Origin of the sequence: Bosea sp. BIWAKO-01 (assembly GCF_001748145.1) — a bacterium.
Taxonomy (GTDB): Bacteria; Pseudomonadota; Alphaproteobacteria; order Rhizobiales; family Beijerinckiaceae; genus Allobosea.
Genome location: NZ_BCQA01000001.1, coordinates 3,961,557 through 3,980,117, shown reverse-complemented (window position 1 = coordinate 3,980,117; position 18,561 = coordinate 3,961,557). Strand labels below are relative to the sequence as shown.

Genomic DNA, 18,561 nt, shown 5'->3' with positions numbered 1-18,561 from the left:
ATTCCACCATGAAATCAGGGGCTTACGAAGGGGTGTCGTCGCCCCGACCGTGTCGCAGATACCTCAACGTACATCCGACCGCTCTCGCTGAGAGAACTACACCGACAGGCCGAAGACGGCCCCTGTGCGCGACACAAGCGCAATCTCGATGCCGCTCGCTCGAAGCCGGGGCCTGTTGCGCCATGCCTCGGAGATCCGCCGGAAGCTGGGCGTGTCCGGGACCGCCGCGACCAGCAGATCAGTCTCATCGGCGTCGAAGAGCAACGCCTGCCCAATGGCCGCAGTGAGAAGAGGATACTCCGGGCTACCGGGCTTCTTGATGAGTGGCCCCTTCTTGCACTCTGCGATGATGCGCCGGCCGTCCATCATGGCCTCAACGTCGCCTTGGCCTGATCGAGAGTGAACGCGCAGCGTGGCGTTCCCACGCCGGTACAGGGTGGCCCAGGCATTCTTGCCCATGACCTCAGCATCGCGAACCCATCCAGCGCCGGCCAAGTAGCCGACTATGTCAAACACCTCTGCATCTGCGACCCGGACCGATGCTCCGTCGATGGCCACCTCAACGTGCCCGCCGAAGCCCGGCCGCTCGGAAAGATACTCAGCCAGTCGCAGCGCCACCTCGGCTTCGGGCATCCGGTCAGCAGGACCGACCCAATTGTGCAGCGGCCGGTTGCTCACCTCTGACGCTTCCATTGGTGCCTCCACATCCTCATCTCGGCCAGCACCGTGCATGTCCATCTGCTCCTGCTGGGCTGGTGTTCACTCCCCGCATCGCTCCGAAGGCCCCTGCACGGGGGAACTTCGGGTCATCTACCGCATGAGACGCGGCTCAAATTTTTGCACCCGAATCACCGGGACACTCCAGCATCGTCGGGGCCGGTAATTGCCGCGGTTAATAGCTGCGGCCCGTTTCGGAGTCACGCAGAGGTGGCATCGCCCCTGACGTCGAAACCGATGTACCTGAGTGCTTTCGCGATCCGTCCATTGAGCGGCGGGCACTCCTCAGGCTTCAGAGACCCGTACAATTCCAGGGCGCAGAAGAGCCCGAAATTGGAGAGCTTCCGATAGGGGCGTACAGAACATCGTGAGGGGGCTGGATAAACTCCCCACCCCCGTAGATCAGGTAAGAGAGCGTCTGCCTGACGCGTACTACGTCGTTGTTGTCCGGCTCCAAAACTCGGGGATCAGGTTCTTCCCACCTCCTTTCACGAAGCGAAGCAGCTCGTTGAACGCGTGGAGAGCCATAAGTCCGATCGACAAATCTTCCTTTGATGCCGAACGAACTCCCTCGGCGCTCGCAAACACCCTGTGCAGGTGTTCGAGCCGAATGGCGAAGTTCTCGGTCACCTTGTCAATCATCGTTCGAGACCCATTCGCTTCCGAGGCGCTCAAGCTCAGGGCGGCGCTCGATCGCATTGCGATAGGGAGAAGGGTACGAGCCGGAACAATCGTCCGCCGAGATCGCGCCGATGTTCGCTGGACACAGGAACGCCTTCCAAATCAGGAACGAGGATGTGCAAGGCCGGTGTCAGTTGTTCTATGCGGTGTAGCGCTCGAGGCGATCCATCACATAGGCGTTGCTGCGCTTACCACCTGGACCGCCGCCGGCGTTTCTTGGGTGCTGGAGAAGGCCACAGCCTAGGGGTTCGTCGCGGCTCAACCAGAAGCCGCCGAATGGCCGGAATTGTGGGCAACTGTGGGCGCATGGATCAAGCAGTTCGCTCGCGCATAATGCGGAGCATACGCCAAAAGGACACGAAGCCTGAACTGGTCGTGCGTCGCGCGGTCCACGCGATGGGCTTCCGCTTCCGGCTACATCGTCGCGACTTGCCAGGCTCCCCTGACCTTGTCCTGCCGCGCCTCCGTAAGGTCATTTTCGTCCACGGCTGCTTTTGGCACCAGCATGCCGGATGCCGGTCAGCCACGAGACCAAGGACGAGAACGAGTTACTGGCACCCGAAGCTTGACGGCAACGTGGCTCGGGACGCCCGCGCCCTGGTCGATCTCAAGATGTTAGGCTGGAACGCACTGGTGCTGTGGGAGTGCGAACTTCGTGACCCCACAGTCCTTCAAACGCGCCTGCTGGATTTCCTGATGCCGAGTTGTTGCGCTCTTGCGCCAAGGCGCGAAACCCGCTCCCGGTGCCCGGATGGGCCGCAAGATCGCCCGGGTCCCGCGTCTCGACCACGGACCAAGACGATGACGGACAGGTCGCGCACCTGAAGGCCGACCGGAAGGTCGAGGGGCAAGGAGAAGATCAGCACCGCAAACCGAGATGGTCGTGACGAGCTAGCTGCGATCCTCGACTTCCTCAGGCCGAGCCTTAAACTCATCGTCACGCGCCTCGGCAGGCTCGGAAGGTCCATCCGCGAAGTCCTCAACATCGTTCACGAGTGCGATCAACGGAAAGCGTCCCTAACGTTCCTTGAGCCCATGTGTCGACCAACGGAAATACCGGCAGACCTTCTGATCAACAGCGATCACCTTTCTGAAGATACGCATGGGCCCTTAAGCCCCGCGGAACTCATGGGTGTTCGTTTTAAGCGAAGGGCTGCGCCTCCGAGGCGTGTACACTGGGCGCTCAAATGCTTCCCTGTTCCGAAAGGTTAATCGCTGGACTGGAGGAGGCCAGCAATACGCGCCCAGTTGAAAATGAATCCACGGCCGGGATGAAACACGCGAGGCCCCCTTGGCATGATTAGACCAAGGTTCCTCCATAATTGCTTCTCTGCTTTTAGAAATTGACGAGATGAATTGGCCGTGGCCACCGCGTGTCGGGAGGGGTTTCGTTTGAGCAATCCTTTCAATTCAAGTGTCTCTTCCAGCAGATTAAGCCAGTCAGGCTCTGACGGCATCGTGCCAATCGTATCTTGAAACTCAGAGATCGCATTGAAGAGGATAAGGTGCTTTCCCTCGATTAGAAGGGCAGTTGCAACTGCGTCTAGAAATGGCTGTGATAGATGTCCGTATAGCGTTCCAACGTGAAGCGCCTCCAGCCCCTGCTTAGTCAGGCTGCCATCGCTTTCCGTCCAGCCTATGTGGAAAAGAAAGTTCCTATAATTCTTGCTTACGGCGACCTTATTTGATGCCGTATTATTGTATGTCCGCAGGCCCCCTCCCCAGTGATGTATCGTGCGCGCCTGAATTGCTATCCATAGAGCGTCGAAAGCGAGATCACGTATGGTACCCAGAGCGGGGAGGCGATTGCGCATCGCATCGTAGCTGGCCGACAACAAGAAAAGCATCTCTTGCGGGCTCATCTCGCGCCATTTGGCGAAGAAGCTCTGATCCAATACTGCAGGCTGAGCCGGCGCCGTTACGCGCGGACTGAAGAATCTCGACTCGGTGAAAGTTGAATTAGTGGGAGATAGGGTTGCAGGATTGTATTCAAGTACCCCAATGGGCGCCATATCAAGAGGCGACTGAGATAGCACCGATACTACGTGATCAGCGATGCGATATCCATCATCGGAAATCGACGGAACAATAAGTAATCCATAATGAAAATCACGCGAATATGAAATAGCTTGGCCGAGACCGGTAAGATACTCTCTCTTCGTCTGCTGCGGAGGCTTGAACTCCGCCCCAACCGTTACCCGAGTTGTGGGGTCAACAAGTACGAAGTCTGGCATAGGCCAAGACCTCGATGAAGTGATGTAGCTAGTTGCCGACAGGATGGTATCCCAAGGCGCGGTGCCTGTTGAAATTCGATTTATTGCTTCTTGAGCTACAGAGAAGGCCAGCAGATCGTGCGTGTTCATAAGCCCGCCGCCAGATCATAAACGTCTCTCTTATAGCCCTCACTAGAGAAGTTACCCATCAGGCTCTTTACGATGCTTGTAGCGAATATTTCTGCCAGCAGCGGCGGTACCGCATTACCCACTAGCGTGCATTGCTGCTGTCGGGTGCCGTGAAAGGTCATCCAGTCGGGGAAGGTTTGAATTCTAGCTGCTTCGCGGACGGTCAAAGTGCGATGAAGTACCGGGTGCACGGGGAAGGCATTGTGGCCAGGCACCATCGTGGTTGCTGGCGCTGACATTGAGAGACGCTTATAGACGTGGCTGTAATTTTTGACGGAAGTTGAGCGGTAGCCCTTCCGTAGCTCATCAGGCATTGTTCCCTCAGGCAGCTTCCCGCCCTCGGGAATCAGCTTGTAGCGCTCGACAACTAGGTCCTTGTGGTTCATTGGGACGTGACTAAAGGCCTCGCCGTGAGTGGCAGGGTCCATTAGGTCTGTGATCACATCACCCACCGTAACCACGCGCCTCTGCCAAGGCTTCGGGTCAGCAAAATGCTTTGGCTCCGGCCAAACAAATGTGCCGCCCGCCTTCCAAGCGATGAGGATAAAGCGCTCGCGTGACTGAGGAACGCCATATGAGGCGCAATTGACTACTTTGTGAGCATATTCGTAACCGGCAAGTTGAAGTCGATTTTCGACCTCGGCAAGATAAGTGGTATCCCCGCGCTGAGTGGATACAAATCCTTTGACATTCTCCATAAAAATCGCACGCGGCGACAACTCAATCGCGAGGTCAATAAACTTTAGCGATACTTCGTTTCGTTCGTCTGTATCTGGCTTATGGTCTCGAGTATTGACAAATCGTCTTCGACCAAAAATAGAAAAACCTTGGCAGGGCGGACCTCCAAATACGATATCGATCGGGCCCCCAGCAGCATTCTCGATTTCCGCAGACGTAAGCGAAGCAATATCCGCTTTTTCATGCTTTATCGTCGGAAAATTTACCTCGGCGTTACGCGCTACGCTATTTTTTAGATCATACGATGTAGCTATTCGCACCCCGGCGTTGATGAAGCCGAGCATCAGCCCGCCAATGCCGCTGAACAAGCTCACTGCTGTCAAGCCGGACTTGCTCGTTGAGGGCTGGCGCGACACCAAACGGACGGGAGTGGGCGCGTCTTTAGTGCGCCTAAGCTTACTAGTGTCCTTGATCAGCGTGGAACTGGCCTCGATGTGCGACACTATCGCTTCTCCAATGTGTTTTGCGAGCAGCGGCGGCACCGCATTGCCGACGAGTCTGCACTGCTCCGCTCTGCTGCCTGCGAAGAAATACTCATCGGGGAAGGATTGGAGCCGTGCGGCTTCTCGAGCCGAGAGGCTGCGGTGTGCCGTGGGATGAACCGGGAAGGCATTGTTGCCTGGGACAAGCGTCAGCGATGGGCGCTCGCGGTGAAGCCGCTTATAGGTGTTTCCGAAATTCTTCCTGCGAATTTCTACAGGCAACTCTCCAGGAGGAGGCATGCGCCCACCCTCAGGGATAAGCTTGTAACGAGCCACGACCGTAGCGCTATGATTCAAGTGCGCGTGGTTACGGGAGCCCTCTGGCAAATTTTCAAGGGCCGAGCCCACCGTTGTGTACGGCAGTCTGTTCGGTCCGTGTGTCGGTTTTGGCCAATCGAACTCGGCGGACAACCGCGTTCCGAAGAAAAAGACCCTCTTACGAACTTGCGGCACGCCAAAGTCGGCAGAATTTAGTGTGGTGACCCAAACACGATAGCCTAGGCGCTCAAAAGCGAGGGTGATCTCCTTCTCGTAACGTCCCCCGTACTGAGTTCTGAGGTAGTTCACGTTCTCCATTAAGAAGCACTTCGGACGTGTCCAATCCACGATTCGGACAAAACGCCAAAAGAGGCCATTCCTAGGATCGGCGGGATTCTGGTCGCCGAGCGTTGAAAACCCTTGGCAGGGAGGGCCACCGGCAACCAAATCAATCTCTAGATGGCCGCAGGCAGCAACAATCTGCGACCTAGTAAGATGTTGAACGTCCCCTAAGTGAAACGCGGTATCGGGAAAATTGGCTTTGAAAGTGTCTGCGGACGACCTCTCAGCATCCGTCGCGAGAAGGCTCATAAAGCCAGCACTGTGCAGGCCCATCGTTAGCCCGCCACCTCCAGCGAACAACGATATTGCCGTTAGATTCTTACCTTCTTTGGACATATCAGCTCAATCGCCTGAGTTCTTGCGCGCTTAGGACTGCCGGAGATTAGGAGCCTGCGAGAGCGGCCCGAAGAGCTGACCTTGCCTAATACTGGCACCGTTTGTCTCGATATATTGGCGCATGAACGCTCGAAGGACTTGCGCTGCTGTCGAGTCTTGGAGCTTGCACGTAGCGATAAAGTCGCGACGGAGAGCCTCGTCGATCCGAATTCGAAGGCCTACCTCATTCATGCCAATCACCCTGGATGTACGCCGTGTACACGGTTGACACACATAGCACGGTTGTCAACACGCAAGGTCGGCGCAGGCCCTCTCAGGGCACAGCGATCTTCGCTAATCCTTTCTTGAGTGAACAAAAAGAGAACAATAGAGCGCATCACGTGTCAAGTGCGGGCCATCAAATGGGCACCGGACACCTTCGCGTTGTGCCCCTGCTACCGAGGGCTACAGAGGGTCTGTCGTCCTTAGAGCGCTCAGGAGACCGCTAGTTTCCCGTGAAGGAGGAGGCCCAATCTGGCGTGGCAGAGCGTGAAGGCCAACGCGGGCATAGAGGACCTAAGACACCATGATCTGCGGCCCGAGGCGGTCTCCCCGTTCTTCAGATATGGCCTTTCGATCCCTGAGGTCGCTCTCATCAGTCGTCACAGGGGCTTGCGGATGCTGAGCCGCTAGAGCTGTGAAGGCTGAGCTATGATTGCTACTATGTAGCGCTCCCAATCGCGTGCGAGATAGCGACGGCGCGCCCATGGAGGCCCTAGCCGCATGGCAGGCCCGGAGCCGCGCCGCTGGCCTCGTGATCCATCACCCCGGAGCCGTAGCGTTCTCACGGAAGGGAAACCCTATCATCGGGAACGAGAACACCTTGTTCCACCAAACGATCTCGCTCAGGCCTGTCCCGTTTCTTATCCCGGGGACCCTTCACGCATCGCGGTTGAACCTTGACGAACAACAAAACCAGAGGGAACTGGCTTGCCGAAGGCTAAAGCCTGTTCTTTCTGGGTTTGGAGCCAATGCCTTCGCCTTCTGCCATCGTTTTAATTCACTTCTGAATCTCAGTAACGTCCAAAGCACAGAGCGTGTTCACCAGCCGCATCTCCTCGACCGTGTCGCTTTTTGCCTCGAGCAGGCGGGGTGCGCCAAAGACGAGCGACAGCCCCTTGGCGCGCGAAACTGCCACGTTGATCCGGTTGAGGGAGAACAGGAAGTCCATGCCGCGCGGCGTTTCTTCGGCCGATGACGCCGTCATCGAGACCAGGCAGACGGGTGCTTCCTGCCCCTGGAACTTGTCTACGGTGCCGACGCGAATGCCTTCGGGCAATGCGTCGCGGAGCGCGTTCACCTGCGCGTTGTAAGGAGCGACGACGATGATGTCCGACTGGCGCATAGGTCGCGTTGTGCCGTCCTTCTCCGTCCAGGCGCCCATCAATAAGTCGCGCACGGCGCCCTTGATGGCCGCGACTTCTTCAGGCGCTATCTGGGCGTTGCCCTCATGCGGGACCGGCACCCAAAATGCACCGGTTGTCGGGAACGACGTGCCGCTCACGGCCTGACGCGCGGTGTCGGGGTGGCTGGCCAGCCGTCCCTCATAGAACTGATCGGAAATGAAACCGCAGACCTCGGGATGCATCCGCCTTGAGATTGGCAGGAAGATGCCGCGGTCGGGCGGCACGGTAGCGTGGTCGCCGAGCATCCAGTCGAGGCACGACAGGTTCGCAGGCGCGGGATGCGCGCCCTGGATCACTTGCGGCAACTGACGCGGGTCACCGACAAGCACTATGTTCCGGGCCGCCCGCCCCATGGCGGCCATGTTGGCAAGACCGACCTGGCCGGCCTCGTCCACGAACAGCCAGTCGAAGGTCTGCTCGAACTCGGGGCGCGCCAAGAACCAAGCCGTTCCGCCGACGACGTGTGCATGATGCAGCGCAGGATCGTCATTCGATGTGGCCCGCGTGATGCCGGTGAAGCCCTCGGGATAGCCGTCCTCGCCGCCGCTGACCTTGTGGGCCAGTTCGGCGTTTTCCAGCACGATATCGGGATCACTTTCCCCCAAAGCGATCAGGCAACCCATCAGCACATTGCGGATCGCCTCATGGCTGTTCGAGGCGACGCCAACGCGATAGCCCTTGCGTACCAGCGATAGGATCGCGCGGGCGGTGACATAGGTCTTGCCGGTTCCGGGCGGCCCCTGAATCGGCAGAACGGTGCCATCCATGGCCGCCACTGCGGCAATCGTGCCTGTAACGGGATCGGCACCGTTCAGCAGATCGGGCCGCGAACCGGTGGTCAGGCGCGGCGGGGCGCGTGACAAGAGATCGTCGACTGCCGTGAACCGCCGCGCGCCGCATTGATCGGCGATCACATCGCGCAATGCGGCGGCGATGACGTCGGTGTTCAACGGCCAGTCCGGGTGCAGCGTCAGCCGATCCGTCAGAAGATGCGCCTTCGCTGGACCGGCCTTGACCGTGATCTCGCGCGCCGTCCGATCAAGGGCCTCGATGCTGACAGTCGCGGGCGCACCGTCGACGACCGGCACCGTCGCGTTCTTGCCGCCCCGCAACTTCGTTTCCTGCGGCGGGAAGCGGTAGGTCCGCGCCATGGAACGTTTGACTTGTTCGGCCGAACCCGTGGCTTCCAGGCCGGCAAGCGCATCGAGGTCGTCGATCAGATCGTCCTCGTCCTTGCCCACGCTGTCGAATACCGCCCATTGTGCGGGCTTGGCCTCACGCTTGTGGAAGAGGCCGAGGTTGAACAGCATGTCTTGCCGGTCTTGCGGCAAACCGGAGGCTGCGAGGGTAGAACGCAGGGCCTGCGTGTCGGCGTCCTCCTCGGCCTCCTTGATGCCCGCATCCTGCCCGAGCGTCGGCCAAGGCGCAGCGGGCCGGATGCGCACCAGCCAGTCACGCAACTCTTCGGTCGAGATGCAGTCGACGCGATTGTAATCCTCGATCTCGTCAAGGATCTGCTGATCGCCCGTCTCGCGCCACCGCTCATAGGCGACAACCGAGCCCCCCGCCGTCTTCACCTCGCCGTCGCGCTTGCGGCCGTAGAATGCCTCCATCGACTTGATGGAATAGTTGGCCTCAGACCCGATCAGCGCCCCGCGCACGACCGCGAACAGATCGACGAATCGGCGCTCGCGCAAAAGGCGGTCAAAAAAGGCTTCGCCGATCCCGTATTTCGTGGTCAGCCGCCGCAGCGCGGTAATCTCATAGGGCGCGTAGTGATAAATGCGCGCTGCAGGATTTGCGGCCAGGCGGGCGCGGAAGAAATCGAGCAACTCGGAGAGCGCCCGCGCCTCGGCTGCGTGATCATGCCCCCAGAACGCGCGAAACTGGCCATCGAACCAGACGCCATGAAGGTATTCCAGACCGCCCTCGAAGTGCGGATCGCCTTCGATGTCATAGAAGATGTCGCCCGGTTGCGGCGCGGGCAGCAAGTTAAAGCCCATGCCCGGTTCAGGGGTGCGCAACTCGAATGAGGGCGCGCCGGTCTTGCGGGCATGTTGCAGCCGGGCCTGTGTCACCAGACGGATACGGGTATTTTCCGCCATGCCGCGGATCGGTTGGTCGAGGCTGGCCAGAGCCGCCATTGTTCTGACGCCCGCCCCTTCCAGCTTCTTAACCTGCCCGCGGCTGATGTTGGCGACGTTGAACAGGCTGTCTTCTGCCTGCCAGACGCCTGCACAATGATCGCCCCAACGGCAAAGACCGCAATCCGCACAAGGGATGGGACGTGTCGATTGCGGATTGGCCACGAAACCTTCGAGCCGCGCCCGCGCCATGCGGGCATAGGCGGCGTAGCTTGACAGTCGCAAGGTTGCGCGGGTGCCGTCCCCTAACTCGACATGACCGAACTCGGGCGCCACACCCTGAATTTCGGTCAGCAGATCGGAATAGAGCACCAGTTGCAGCACATGCTTGGGGTGCGGACGGCGCTTGAGCTTGGTGTCAGCCACCTCGTAGCTGAACGAGCCGAGCACAGAAGGACGCTCGACGCGCTCCAGAAAATCCGACCAACCACCCCAGTTGCCGGACAGAAAGGCCCCCTGAAACACGACCTCCGGCCCTGCCGCCAGCGCCGCGCGCGTGGTTTCGGCGTTGCGAGCCAAGCCACCCCGCGCGATCTCCACAACACCGCGTCCAGCCGCATTGAGCCGCGCTAGGTGCGCCGCTTCGTGGGCATCGCCTTGTTTCTGCAGCAGCGCGGCGTCCTCGCTGTCCTCTCGTGGCTCTGGCCCGGTTCCGCGCATGTATGCAAGATCGAGGGTCGTTGCGTGCGCACAACCCATGAAGCGCATAAGGTCCGAGGCGGACAAAAAGATGCGACCGTCGAGATCCCTCATTACTGCTCCAACCCTTGTGACGCTCGATCCCCGAGGGAACCGCCTCGACAGACCGGCAGTCCATTAATAGCCTATGATGGTGTCAATTTCTGGCATAGAGGTCGAATGTCTTTCGCCAAGGCTCAGGATCTTCTCCGTCTCGCCCAGATGGCGGCGTCCCGGCGTGGGGGCGTTTGCCTTGAGGACATCTGCACCGAGTTCGGTGTCTCGCACCGGACGGCGCAGCGGATGACCGAGGCGCTGGACGCCACCTTTGCTCATGTCACGACCACGGACGCCGAGGATCGGCGGCGTTACTGGCGGCTCGACGCGCCACCGCCCGAGCGGCTCCAACCGCGACAGGAAACCACCATAGAGGCGCTGGAAATCGCCGCCAGCGCTGCACGCGACCAAGGCCGGCTGCGCCATGCCCGCGCGCTGGAGGATTTGCGCGACAGGTTGCTGGCGCGGCTGACACCCCGCGATGCCACCCGGTCCGAGGCCGATGCCGAGGCCGTGCTAGCTGGTCTGGGTCAGATCATGCGCCCCGGCCCGACCGTCGCCTTGCGTCCCGAGGTGACGGATGCAGTGATCGAAGCACTGCGAGGACCGTTTCGCCTGTGCGTCACCTACGGATCAGTGGACGCCGCACCCCGGGTGATCGAACCGCACGGCCTGCTGCTGGGCCATCGCAGTTATCTCGTGGCGCGTCAGCCCACGCGCGGCGAGACAATCCTGAACTTTCGCATGGACCGCCTCCAGACCGCCGAAGTGCTGGACGAAGGCTTCGCGTTCGCGCCGGGATTCGTTCTGGAGGACTACGCTGCTCAAGCATTCGGGGTCTATCAGGATCCCGCGCAATACGGCGAAGTGATCTGGCGTTTCGCGCCCGCGGCCGCCGAGCGCGCCTCTGAATTCCGCTTTCACCCCACTCAGGTCCTGGAGCCACAAGACGACGGAAGCCTGATCGTCCGGTTTCAGGCGGCAGGCTGGCTCGAGATGGCCTGGCATCTCTACCAGTGGGGCGACAAGGTCGAGGTGGTCGCGCCGGAGGGGCTGCGGGCCTTGGTCGAAGGGCATCGGCGACCGGATTTTGACGCCTTGCCGTGAGCAGCTTTTCAGAGGGCGGGTTTGTGCGATGAAGGATGTTGTCGACCACGCAGCTTTGAAAGCCAAACAGCGCGCCATTCGCGATGGCTTTCCCGAAACCATGGGCCTGCGCGCCCATCGCGCTATCAGCTGGATCGGCCGCGCCGAGGCTTGCGGTGATGACGACGACGCCCGCTTTATCTTCCTCTGGATCGCATTCAACGCGGCCTATGCAGACGAGCGAGAGTTTCAGTCGTTTCCGCAGGGTGAGCGGGCGGCCTTCCTGGATTTCTTCGGGCGGCTGACGGCGCTGGATGCCGAACGCAGGATCTACAAGGCCATCTGGCAACGGTTTCCCGGGCCCGTGCGGCTGCTCATGGAAAACCGCTATGTGTTCAACCCGTTCTGGCAGCACCATAACGGGATCGAAGGCTTCGAGGACTGGGAGGGCCGATTGAGGGGATCGGCCCGCGCATTCATGCAGGCATTCCAGACGGGCCATAGTGCGCGAGTGCTGAGCTTTGTCTTCGACCGGCTCTATGTCCTGCGCAACCAGCTGGTGCATGGCGGCTCTACCTGGAATAGCGGCGTGAACCGCGCGCAGGTGCGCGACGGTGCGGCGATCCTCGGCTTTTTGATGCCGGTCTTCATCGATCTAATGATGGACAATCCTCAGGAGGATTGGGGGCGGCCGTTTTACCCGGTTGTCGATTAAGAGCGGCTTCGATCAATGCCCCGAATTGTCGCCCGCTGCACGTCCGAGCCTGTCCCACATCACGCTGTACTCGGCGAGCGTCTCGGCGACGGCGGCCCCGTCAAGCCATAACCTGAGCTCCTCGGCCGCACACGCCTGGAAACCTCGGCTAGCGACTTGGTTCCATTTGCGCGCCGAACAAGCTCGCAAAGTCTAGGAACGCCTCTGCCTTCAGGGCCAGACGTTGATAGTCGCGCAATTTGGGCCGTGCCGGCGCGCCCATCTACGGAAGGCCTGCAACCCGCCGCAGAAGCCGGCCGGGCTGTCCGACAGGCGTGGCAGACTTGTTTTTCGCTTTAGGCCTCACTGAGGCTTTGCAAACGCGTGATTTGGACAGGTACCGATTTCAGCCTGGGTCTTTGAACCGCGAGGGTTCAGTGGCCGCCAGCTGGCCGCAGCCAATCAGGGGAAGAACCTGAGAAGAACCTGCACAGCCATGCTGGTATTCGGCTGGCTGCTAAGTTCTTGATTTCGTGGTGGGTGATGTAGGGCTCGAACCTACGACCCGCTGATTAAGAGTCAGCTGCTCTACCAACTGAGCTAATCACCCATACGCCACGAAGACGTTGCCTTTCTGCCGGCCGGAACCGCGTCAGGCAGGGGGCGTGTAACAAACGCCCCCTGCCCTGTCCACCCCGTTTGCGCAGAAAAATGCACTCCGGCTAAATGCCTGTGTGCAACTGCGAGAAAACCTCACGCCGTGCGGCGGTTGAGCAGGTGGTAAAGTGCGATCGCACCGAAGGTAGCAGTGCCGATTCCGCCGAGTTCGAAGCCGAAAATCGGCAGTTTCAGATCACCGGCGCCCAGGATCAGCGCGGTCGCAACCGTGATGAGGTTCTTCGGCGCGGAGAAATCGACCTTGTTCTCAACCCAGATCCGGCCCGCCGTCGCAGCGATCAAGCCGAAGACGACGACGGCGAGACCGCCCAGTACTGCGACCGGGATCGTGCCGATCACCGCGCCGAATTTGGGCGAGAAGCCGAGCACCACTGCGATGACACCCGCAGCGACGAAGACCAGAGTCGAATAAACCCGCGTCACCGCCATCACGCCCATGTTTTCGGCATAGGTCGTGACGCCCGTGCCGCCGCCCGACCCGGCGATGATGGTCCCCAGCCCGTCGGCCATGAAGCCGCGCCCGATCAGCGGATCGAGGTTACGGCCGGTCATCACGGCGATGCCCTTGATATGCCCGAGATTCTCCGCGACCAGGATGATCGCGACCGGAGCGATCAGCGCCATCGCCTTGAAATCGAAGACCGGTGCGACGAAATTCGGCAAGCCGAACCAGGACGCGGCGGCAATCTTGCCGAAATCGATTGTCGGAGCGCCGAAGGACGAGGCCGTCGCGGCGTAGACCACATAGGCCGTGAGGCCGCCGATCAGCACCGGCAGCCGCTGCGCCAGCCCGCGCCCGTAAACCGCCACCAGCGCAACCGCGACGACGGTGAACAACGCGATCCACTTCGTATAGGGACTCGCCGAGATCATGTTCATCGCGACCGCGGTCAGGTTGAGACCGATCGCGGCGACAACCGCGCCAGTGACCACCGGCGGCAGCAGCTTCTCGATCCAGTTGGTGCCGACGGCCTGCACGATCAGGCCGATGGCGAAGTAAACTGCGCCACAGGCGATGATGCCGCCAAGCGCCACGCCGATATTCGCGTTGGGGCCAGCCCCGGCATAGCCGGTCGCAGCGATCACCACGCCGATGAAAGCAAAGGAGGAGCCGAGATAGCTCGGCAATTGCCCCCTGGTGATCACGAAGAAGAGCAGCGTCGCGATGCCCGAGAAGAATATCGCGACATTGGGATCAAACCCCATCAGCAGCGGCGCCAGCACTGTCGAGCCAAACATGGCGACGACATGCTGCAACCCGGCGACGATGGTCTGCCCGGTCGGCAGCCGCTCATCCGGCATCACCGCGCCGGTGGTCTTCAATGTCCACTTCGGAAAATAGCCAGCCATGCCTCACGCTCCCCAGCCAAGCCGCGACCATGCTCGCGTCACGAAGCGACATAGAAGGCAAGCGCGCTGCCGCCGCCAAGACGGTGGCGGCGAAATCGCTGTGATTTCAGGGGAAAACCGGCTCTCCCCGGCGTTTCAGGAGGCGATCTGCGTTTGCCGGTGGTGGCTCTGATCACCACGCTGGAAGAGACGATCCGCCGGCAGCGCCATTTCCGGATCAATGTCGGCCCCAGCCCGCGCCCGGGACAAGGTCATCGCCAGCGATGTTTCATCAAGCGCCGGCATGGCGTCGAAGCCAGGCATTACGAAATAGCTCTGCTGGTAATCATCGATGCGATAGAGCGTACGCATCACGCGAACAGCATCGAAGGCGATGCGATTGGGTGACGCGCTCTCGAGCGCGAAGATCGTCTCGCCCGGCGAGGAGGCTATGCCGGCCCCGAAGATGCGCAGGCCGGCCTTGGTCTCGATCAGCCCGAACTCGACGCTGTACCAATAGAGCCGCGCCAGCCGCGCGAGATCGGCGGCATCATGCAGCCGCAAGCCCGCCTCGCCATAGGCCGCGACGAAATCGGCATAGGACCGGTTCATCAACAGCGGCACATGGCCGAAGATGTCATGGAAGATGTCCGGCTCCTCGATATAATCGAACTCCTCCGGCCGCCTGATCCAGAAACCCGCTGGAAAGCGGCGCGCAGCCAGATGGGTGAAGAAGACCCGGTCCGGCACTAGCCCCGGCACGGCCACGACCGTCCATCCGGTTGCAGCTTCGAGCACGCGGTTCAGATCACGAAAATCGGGAATGCCATCGGCAGCGATGCCAAGCGCGGCGAGCCCCTCGAAATATTCGTCGCAGACGCGGCCCCGCAGTAACTCGGCCTGGCGTCGATGCAGCCGCGACCAGGTTTCATGATCAGCCCTTGAATAGGCGTCGAAACGTTGATCGACGACGAAATCCTCCGGTATCTCATGCGGCTTCAAGCCCGAGCGGGAGAACGGATCGGTCGACATGGCGCACCTCCCTTGCATGAAGGATGATGCGCGGAGCCGACGGTCATGTCCTGACCATTTCTTGTTTTTCGACACGTCTATTGGCAGGATATGACCCGCTGAAATGGATTGAGGTCCGATCATGCCCCACGATCGTGTAAACCCGCCTCGGCTCGACGAGACCGATCGGCGGATCCTGCGCGCCCTGCAGCGTAATGGCCGGATCACCAACGCAGCTCTGTCCGAAGAGATCGGCATGGCAGCCTCGCCCTGCCTGCGCAGGCTCAAAGCGCTGGAGGAGGACGGCATCATCACCGGCTACCGCGCGGAACTGGACCGCCGCGCCCTCGGCCACGGCGTCGAAGCCTATGCCCTCGTCAAGCTCTCGCAATCCGACCCCGACTGGCGGACCCGACTGGTCGCGAAGCTCAAATCCTTCGAGGAGGTGATCTCCTGCCAGGCCATGACCGGCGAATGCGATCTGCTCGTGCATATCGTCGCGGACGATATCGAGGCCTATGGCGAATTCGCGATGCAGCGCCTGCTGACGCTACCGGGTGTCGCGGACATGCGCTCCTCCTTCGTGCTGGCGACGATCAAGGCGGACGAGGGCTGGCCGGTGTGAGACCTGCGGACGTCTCGCCCGGGTCGTGCTATTCTGCGACCCTATGCCCGCCGCGCGACCGCGGCCAAGCGGAGCGTGATGGGGAGGCCTGGCTCATGGCCGCATCCAGTACCTTTGGAGATTTCGAGCATAGAGGCTGGGGCACCGCGACGGTCGCGCTCGCCTATCATCGCAACCTTGGCGAAGTGACGTCGGGCTGCGTCCCCGAACTGATCCGCGCCGCCGAACTGAGGTCTGGAGACAGGGTTCTCGATGTCGCCTGTGGCGTCGGCTATGTGGCGGCCGCCGCGCGTGACCATGGCGCAGACGCCGTCGGCCTGGACTTTTCCGCGGTCCAGATTCGGTTGGCGCAGCAGACCTATCCGGAAATCCGCTTTGTAGAGGGCAATGCCGAGGCGCTTCCCTTTGCCGATGGTGAGTTCGATGCCGTCCTCAACGCCTTTGGATTGCCTCACCTGCCCGATCCGGACAAGGCGCTCGCCGAGGCCTGCCGCACTCTCAAACCCGCCGGGCGTTTCGCCTATGCCTCGTGGTGCGACGCGACGAAGTGCATCGGTTTCTCGATGGTCTATGACGCCATTCAGGCCCATGGCTCACTGGATGTGGGACTGCCTCCCGGCCCCAACTTCTTCAGCTACGGCGAACCGGGCTTCGCAGCGCAGTTGCTCGCCCGAGCCGGCTTCGTGAATATATCGACAACGGAAGTCCCGCTGATCTGGCGCGTCTCATCTCCTGACGCGATCATCGACGCCATTTCATCCGGCACGGTCCGCGCGGCAGCTGTCCTGCGCCGGCAGCGTCCGGAGAACCTGGCCAGGATCAAGGAATATCTGCGCGAACGGGTTTCTGCATACGAGCGCAACGGCATCTATGCCGTGCCGTCGCCGGCCCTGGTCGCCAGAGGTAGCAAGCCCGGCTGACGCGGCATCCCCGGCCTCGTCGCAAACCGCCGGAATATCACTTTACCGCAAGCCCCCGGGACGAACTCATCGCCTCGCCCCGGGGGCCGCAATTGAAGGGTGGCAGCTACTCCGCAGCTGCCTGCGCATGCACGCGCGCACCACGCGCGATCAGCTTGTTGAGCGCCGAGAGATAGGCCTTGGCCGAAGCAACCAGAGTGTCGGGGTCGGCGCCGCGGCCAGTGACAGACGCACCACCTTCGGAGAGCCTGACAGAAACCTCGGCCTGCGCATCGGTCCCCTCTGTCACGGCATGGACGTCATAGAGCTCCAGATGGGCCTCGTGCGGCACGATCGCCTTGATCGCCTTGAAGACCGCATCGATCGGCCCGTTGCCTTCGGCTTCCTCGGCAACGACGCGCCCTTCGACATCCAGCTTCATCATGGCCCGCTGCGGGCCACGCGTGCCGGCGATCACCGTCAGCGAGACCAGCTTCACGCGGTCATGGGCGGTTGCGATGTTCTCATCGACCAGCGCTTCGATATCCTCGTCATAGACGTGCTTCTTGCGATCGGCCAAGGCCTTGAACCGGGTGAAGGCGTCCTCCAGCTGGTTGTCGCCGAGATCGTAGCCCATGTCCTTCAGCTTGGAGCGGAAGGCGGCGCGCCCCGAATGCTTGCCCATCACCAGTGAGGTCTTGGTCACGCCGACCGAGGCGGGCGTCATGATCTCATAGGTCTGCTGGTGCTTCAGCATGCCGTCCTGGTGAATGCCGCTCTCGTGGGCGAAGGCGTTCCGACCGACGATCGCCTTGTTGTACTGAACCGGGAAGGAGCAGGCGGTGGAAACCGCCTTCGACGCGCGCATCAGCATGGCCGACTCGATGCCGGTATCGTAGGGCAGCACATCGCCACGGACCCGCAGCGCCATCACCACCTCTTCCAGCGCCGCGTTGCCCGCGCGCTCGCCGATGCCGTTGATCGTGCATTCGACCTGCCGCGCGCCGCCCTCGATGCCGGCCAGCGAGTTGGCGACAGCCAGACCGAGATCGTTATGGCAGTGCACCGAGAAGATCGCCTTGTCGGCATTCGGCACGCGCTCGCGGATCGAGCTGAACATGGTGCGATACTCATCCGGCGTCGCGTAGCCGACGGTATCGGGCAGGTTGATCGTCGTCGCCCCCGCCTTGATCGCGGTCTCGACTGCCCGGCAGAGATACTCGATCGGCGTGCGCGTCGCATCCATCGCCGACCACTCGACATCCTCGACCAGGTTGCGCGCCTGGGCGACGGTCCTGGTGATGATCTCCAGAACCTCATCCTCGGTCTTGCGCATCTGATGCTGCAAATGGATCGGCGAGGTCGAAACGAAGGTATGGATGCGCGGCTTCACCGCGTGGCGTACGGCTTCGCCTGCCCGAGCGATATCGGCGCTGATGGCCCGCGCCAGCCCGGCGACGGTCGCACGCTTGATCCGCTTGGCGATTTCCGAGACAGCCTCGAAATCGCCGTCGGACGCGATCGGGAATCCGGCCTCGATGATGTCGACACCCATGGCGTCCAGCACATCCGCGACTTCCAGCTTCTCCTCGAAGGTCATGGTGGCGCCGGGGCATTGTTCACCGTCACGCAGGGTGGTGTCGAAGATCAGCACCCGGTCCTTGGACGAGGCGGTCTGGGAAGCGTTGGTCATGGTCGTGATCCTGAAATGGGTCGCGCCGCGGTCGTTCAGATGGGCGCTTTAGGTCTGGAAGGCGGTTCTCGTCACTCCCCTGAGCGCCCAGGCATGCATGCCCGGCCGGCCCTCAGGGGCGGCTAAGGAGAAGAAGCTGACCAAGGCCAAGCGGAGCGCGCATGCCGGCCGTCCGCGCAACGGCGCGGCTCAGGATCCAGGCATGGGTGGCAGATGCGGCCACGGGCGTTCCTCTTTCGACTGGACACGATGTAACCGAAAGCACC

The 18,561-nt window shown here is 61.2% G+C and carries 14 protein-coding genes and 1 tRNA gene; 6 read left to right on the top strand and 9 right to left on the bottom strand.

Features of this window, described 5'->3' with window-relative positions; translation table 11 throughout:
* Positions 1-96 precede the first annotated feature (96 nt).
* Positions 97-693 carry a hypothetical protein gene (locus BIWAKO_RS18510; RefSeq protein ID WP_074471675.1) on the bottom strand — a complete coding sequence of 199 codons (597 nt, stop codon included), beginning with the start codon at positions 691-693 and terminating at the stop codon, positions 97-99.
* A gap of 456 nt (positions 694-1,149) precedes the next feature.
* Positions 1,150-1,359 carry a hypothetical protein gene (locus BIWAKO_RS18505; protein WP_141740148.1) on the bottom strand — a complete coding sequence of 70 codons (210 nt, stop codon included), beginning with the start codon at positions 1,357-1,359 and terminating at the stop codon, positions 1,150-1,152.
* A gap of 153 nt (positions 1,360-1,512) precedes the next feature.
* Between BIWAKO_RS18505 and BIWAKO_RS37345 the strand changes: the two genes are divergently transcribed.
* Positions 1,513-2,223: a very short patch repair endonuclease gene (locus BIWAKO_RS37345; protein ID WP_371331999.1), complete on the top strand. Its 711-nt coding sequence runs from the start codon at positions 1,513-1,515 to the stop codon at positions 2,221-2,223.
* 33 nt (positions 2,224-2,256) lie between these two features.
* Positions 2,257-2,610: a recombinase family protein gene (locus BIWAKO_RS34860; RefSeq protein WP_084652282.1), complete on the top strand. Its 354-nt coding sequence runs from the start codon at positions 2,257-2,259 to the stop codon at positions 2,608-2,610.
* Here BIWAKO_RS34860 and BIWAKO_RS35410 read toward each other — a convergent pair.
* The 3 genes from BIWAKO_RS35410 to BIWAKO_RS18480 form a co-directional block, all read right to left on the bottom strand.
* Positions 2,607-3,761 (bottom strand): hypothetical protein, encoded by a 1,155-nt coding sequence (locus tag BIWAKO_RS35410; protein ID WP_141740147.1) that lies wholly within the window; start codon positions 3,759-3,761, stop codon positions 2,607-2,609. The two genes, BIWAKO_RS34860 and BIWAKO_RS35410, sit on opposite strands and share 4 nt — an antisense overlap.
* Entirely contained in the window at positions 3,758-5,956 is a 2,199-nt protein-coding gene (locus BIWAKO_RS34295; RefSeq protein WP_074471573.1) for a DNA cytosine methyltransferase, read from the bottom strand. The genes BIWAKO_RS35410 and BIWAKO_RS34295 overlap by 4 nt, the downstream gene beginning before the upstream one ends.
* Before the next feature lie 1,039 nt (positions 5,957-6,995).
* Positions 6,996-10,298, bottom strand: coding sequence for a TM0106 family RecB-like putative nuclease (locus tag BIWAKO_RS18480; RefSeq protein WP_069879898.1), 3,303 nt, complete (start codon positions 10,296-10,298; stop codon positions 6,996-6,998).
* Positions 10,299-10,403: 105 nt separating this feature from the next.
* On the opposite strand from BIWAKO_RS18480, the gene BIWAKO_RS18475 reads away from it, so the two are divergent.
* A complete protein-coding gene (locus BIWAKO_RS18475; protein ID WP_069879897.1) occupies positions 10,404-11,387 on the top strand; it encodes a helix-turn-helix transcriptional regulator in 984 nt (327 codons plus the stop codon).
* Positions 11,388-11,415: 28 nt separating this feature from the next.
* Complete coding sequence (locus BIWAKO_RS18470; RefSeq protein ID WP_069879896.1) at positions 11,416-12,081, top strand: HEPN domain-containing protein; 666 nt, start codon at positions 11,416-11,418, stop codon at positions 12,079-12,081.
* A 513-nt stretch (positions 12,082-12,594) separates the two neighbouring features.
* On the opposite strand, the gene BIWAKO_RS18465 is transcribed toward BIWAKO_RS18470, so the two are convergent.
* The 3 genes from BIWAKO_RS18465 to phhA all read right to left on the bottom strand — a co-directional run bounded on the left by BIWAKO_RS18465 (position 12,595) and on the right by phhA (position 15,099).
* A tRNA-Lys gene (locus tag BIWAKO_RS18465) sits at positions 12,595-12,670 on the bottom strand.
* 143 nt (positions 12,671-12,813) lie between these two features.
* Positions 12,814-14,088 (bottom strand): solute carrier family 23 protein, encoded by a 1,275-nt coding sequence (locus tag BIWAKO_RS18460; RefSeq protein ID WP_069879895.1) that lies wholly within the window; start codon positions 14,086-14,088, stop codon positions 12,814-12,816.
* Positions 14,089-14,223: 135 nt separating this feature from the next.
* Positions 14,224-15,099, bottom strand: coding sequence for a phenylalanine 4-monooxygenase (gene phhA / locus BIWAKO_RS18455; RefSeq protein ID WP_069879894.1), 876 nt, complete (start codon positions 15,097-15,099; stop codon positions 14,224-14,226).
* Positions 15,100-15,220: 121 nt separating this feature from the next.
* On the opposite strand from phhA, the gene BIWAKO_RS18450 reads away from it, so the two are divergent.
* Both BIWAKO_RS18450 and BIWAKO_RS18445 read left to right on the top strand, forming a co-directional pair.
* A complete protein-coding gene (locus BIWAKO_RS18450) occupies positions 15,221-15,703 on the top strand; it encodes an Lrp/AsnC family transcriptional regulator (protein WP_069879893.1) in 483 nt (160 codons plus the stop codon).
* Positions 15,704-15,798: 95 nt separating this feature from the next.
* Positions 15,799-16,623: a class I SAM-dependent methyltransferase gene (locus BIWAKO_RS18445; protein ID WP_069879892.1), complete on the top strand. Its 825-nt coding sequence runs from the start codon at positions 15,799-15,801 to the stop codon at positions 16,621-16,623.
* Between the two features lie 106 nt (positions 16,624-16,729).
* Here BIWAKO_RS18445 and BIWAKO_RS18440 read toward each other — a convergent pair whose 3' ends face one another.
* Entirely contained in the window at positions 16,730-18,295 is a 1,566-nt protein-coding gene (locus tag BIWAKO_RS18440) for a 2-isopropylmalate synthase (protein WP_069879891.1), read from the bottom strand.
* Between the last annotated feature and the right edge of the window lie 266 nt (positions 18,296-18,561).

What these genes read in the sequence shown, in the direction of transcription:
- BIWAKO_RS18445 (WP_069879892.1), top strand. Translation starts at nt 15,799, where the DNA reads ATGGCCGCATCCAGTACCTTTGGAGATTTCGAGCATAGAGGCTGGGGC.
- BIWAKO_RS18480 (WP_069879898.1), bottom strand. Translation starts at nt 10,298, where the DNA reads ATGAGGGATCTCGACGGTCGCATCTTTTTGTCCGCCTCGGACCTTATG.
- phhA (WP_069879894.1), bottom strand. Translation starts at nt 15,099, where the DNA reads ATGTCGACCGATCCGTTCTCCCGCTCGGGCTTGAAGCCGCATGAGATA.
- BIWAKO_RS18475 (WP_069879897.1), top strand. Translation starts at nt 10,404, where the DNA reads ATGTCTTTCGCCAAGGCTCAGGATCTTCTCCGTCTCGCCCAGATGGCG.
- BIWAKO_RS37345 (WP_371331999.1), top strand. Translation starts at nt 1,513, where the DNA reads ATGTGCAAGGCCGGTGTCAGTTGTTCTATGCGGTGTAGCGCTCGAGGC.
- BIWAKO_RS18460 (WP_069879895.1), bottom strand. Translation starts at nt 14,088, where the DNA reads ATGGCTGGCTATTTTCCGAAGTGGACATTGAAGACCACCGGCGCGGTG.
- BIWAKO_RS18450 (WP_069879893.1), top strand. Translation starts at nt 15,221, where the DNA reads ATGCCCCACGATCGTGTAAACCCGCCTCGGCTCGACGAGACCGATCGG.
- BIWAKO_RS18470 (WP_069879896.1), top strand. Translation starts at nt 11,416, where the DNA reads ATGAAGGATGTTGTCGACCACGCAGCTTTGAAAGCCAAACAGCGCGCC.
- BIWAKO_RS18440 (WP_069879891.1), bottom strand. Translation starts at nt 18,295, where the DNA reads ATGACCAACGCTTCCCAGACCGCCTCGTCCAAGGACCGGGTGCTGATC.
- BIWAKO_RS18510 (WP_074471675.1), bottom strand. Translation starts at nt 693, where the DNA reads ATGGAAGCGTCAGAGGTGAGCAACCGGCCGCTGCACAATTGGGTCGGT.
- BIWAKO_RS18505 (WP_141740148.1), bottom strand. Translation starts at nt 1,359, where the DNA reads ATGATTGACAAGGTGACCGAGAACTTCGCCATTCGGCTCGAACACCTG.
- BIWAKO_RS35410 (WP_141740147.1), bottom strand. Translation starts at nt 3,761, where the DNA reads ATGAACACGCACGATCTGCTGGCCTTCTCTGTAGCTCAAGAAGCAATA.
- BIWAKO_RS34295 (WP_074471573.1), bottom strand. Translation starts at nt 5,956, where the DNA reads ATGTCCAAAGAAGGTAAGAATCTAACGGCAATATCGTTGTTCGCTGGA.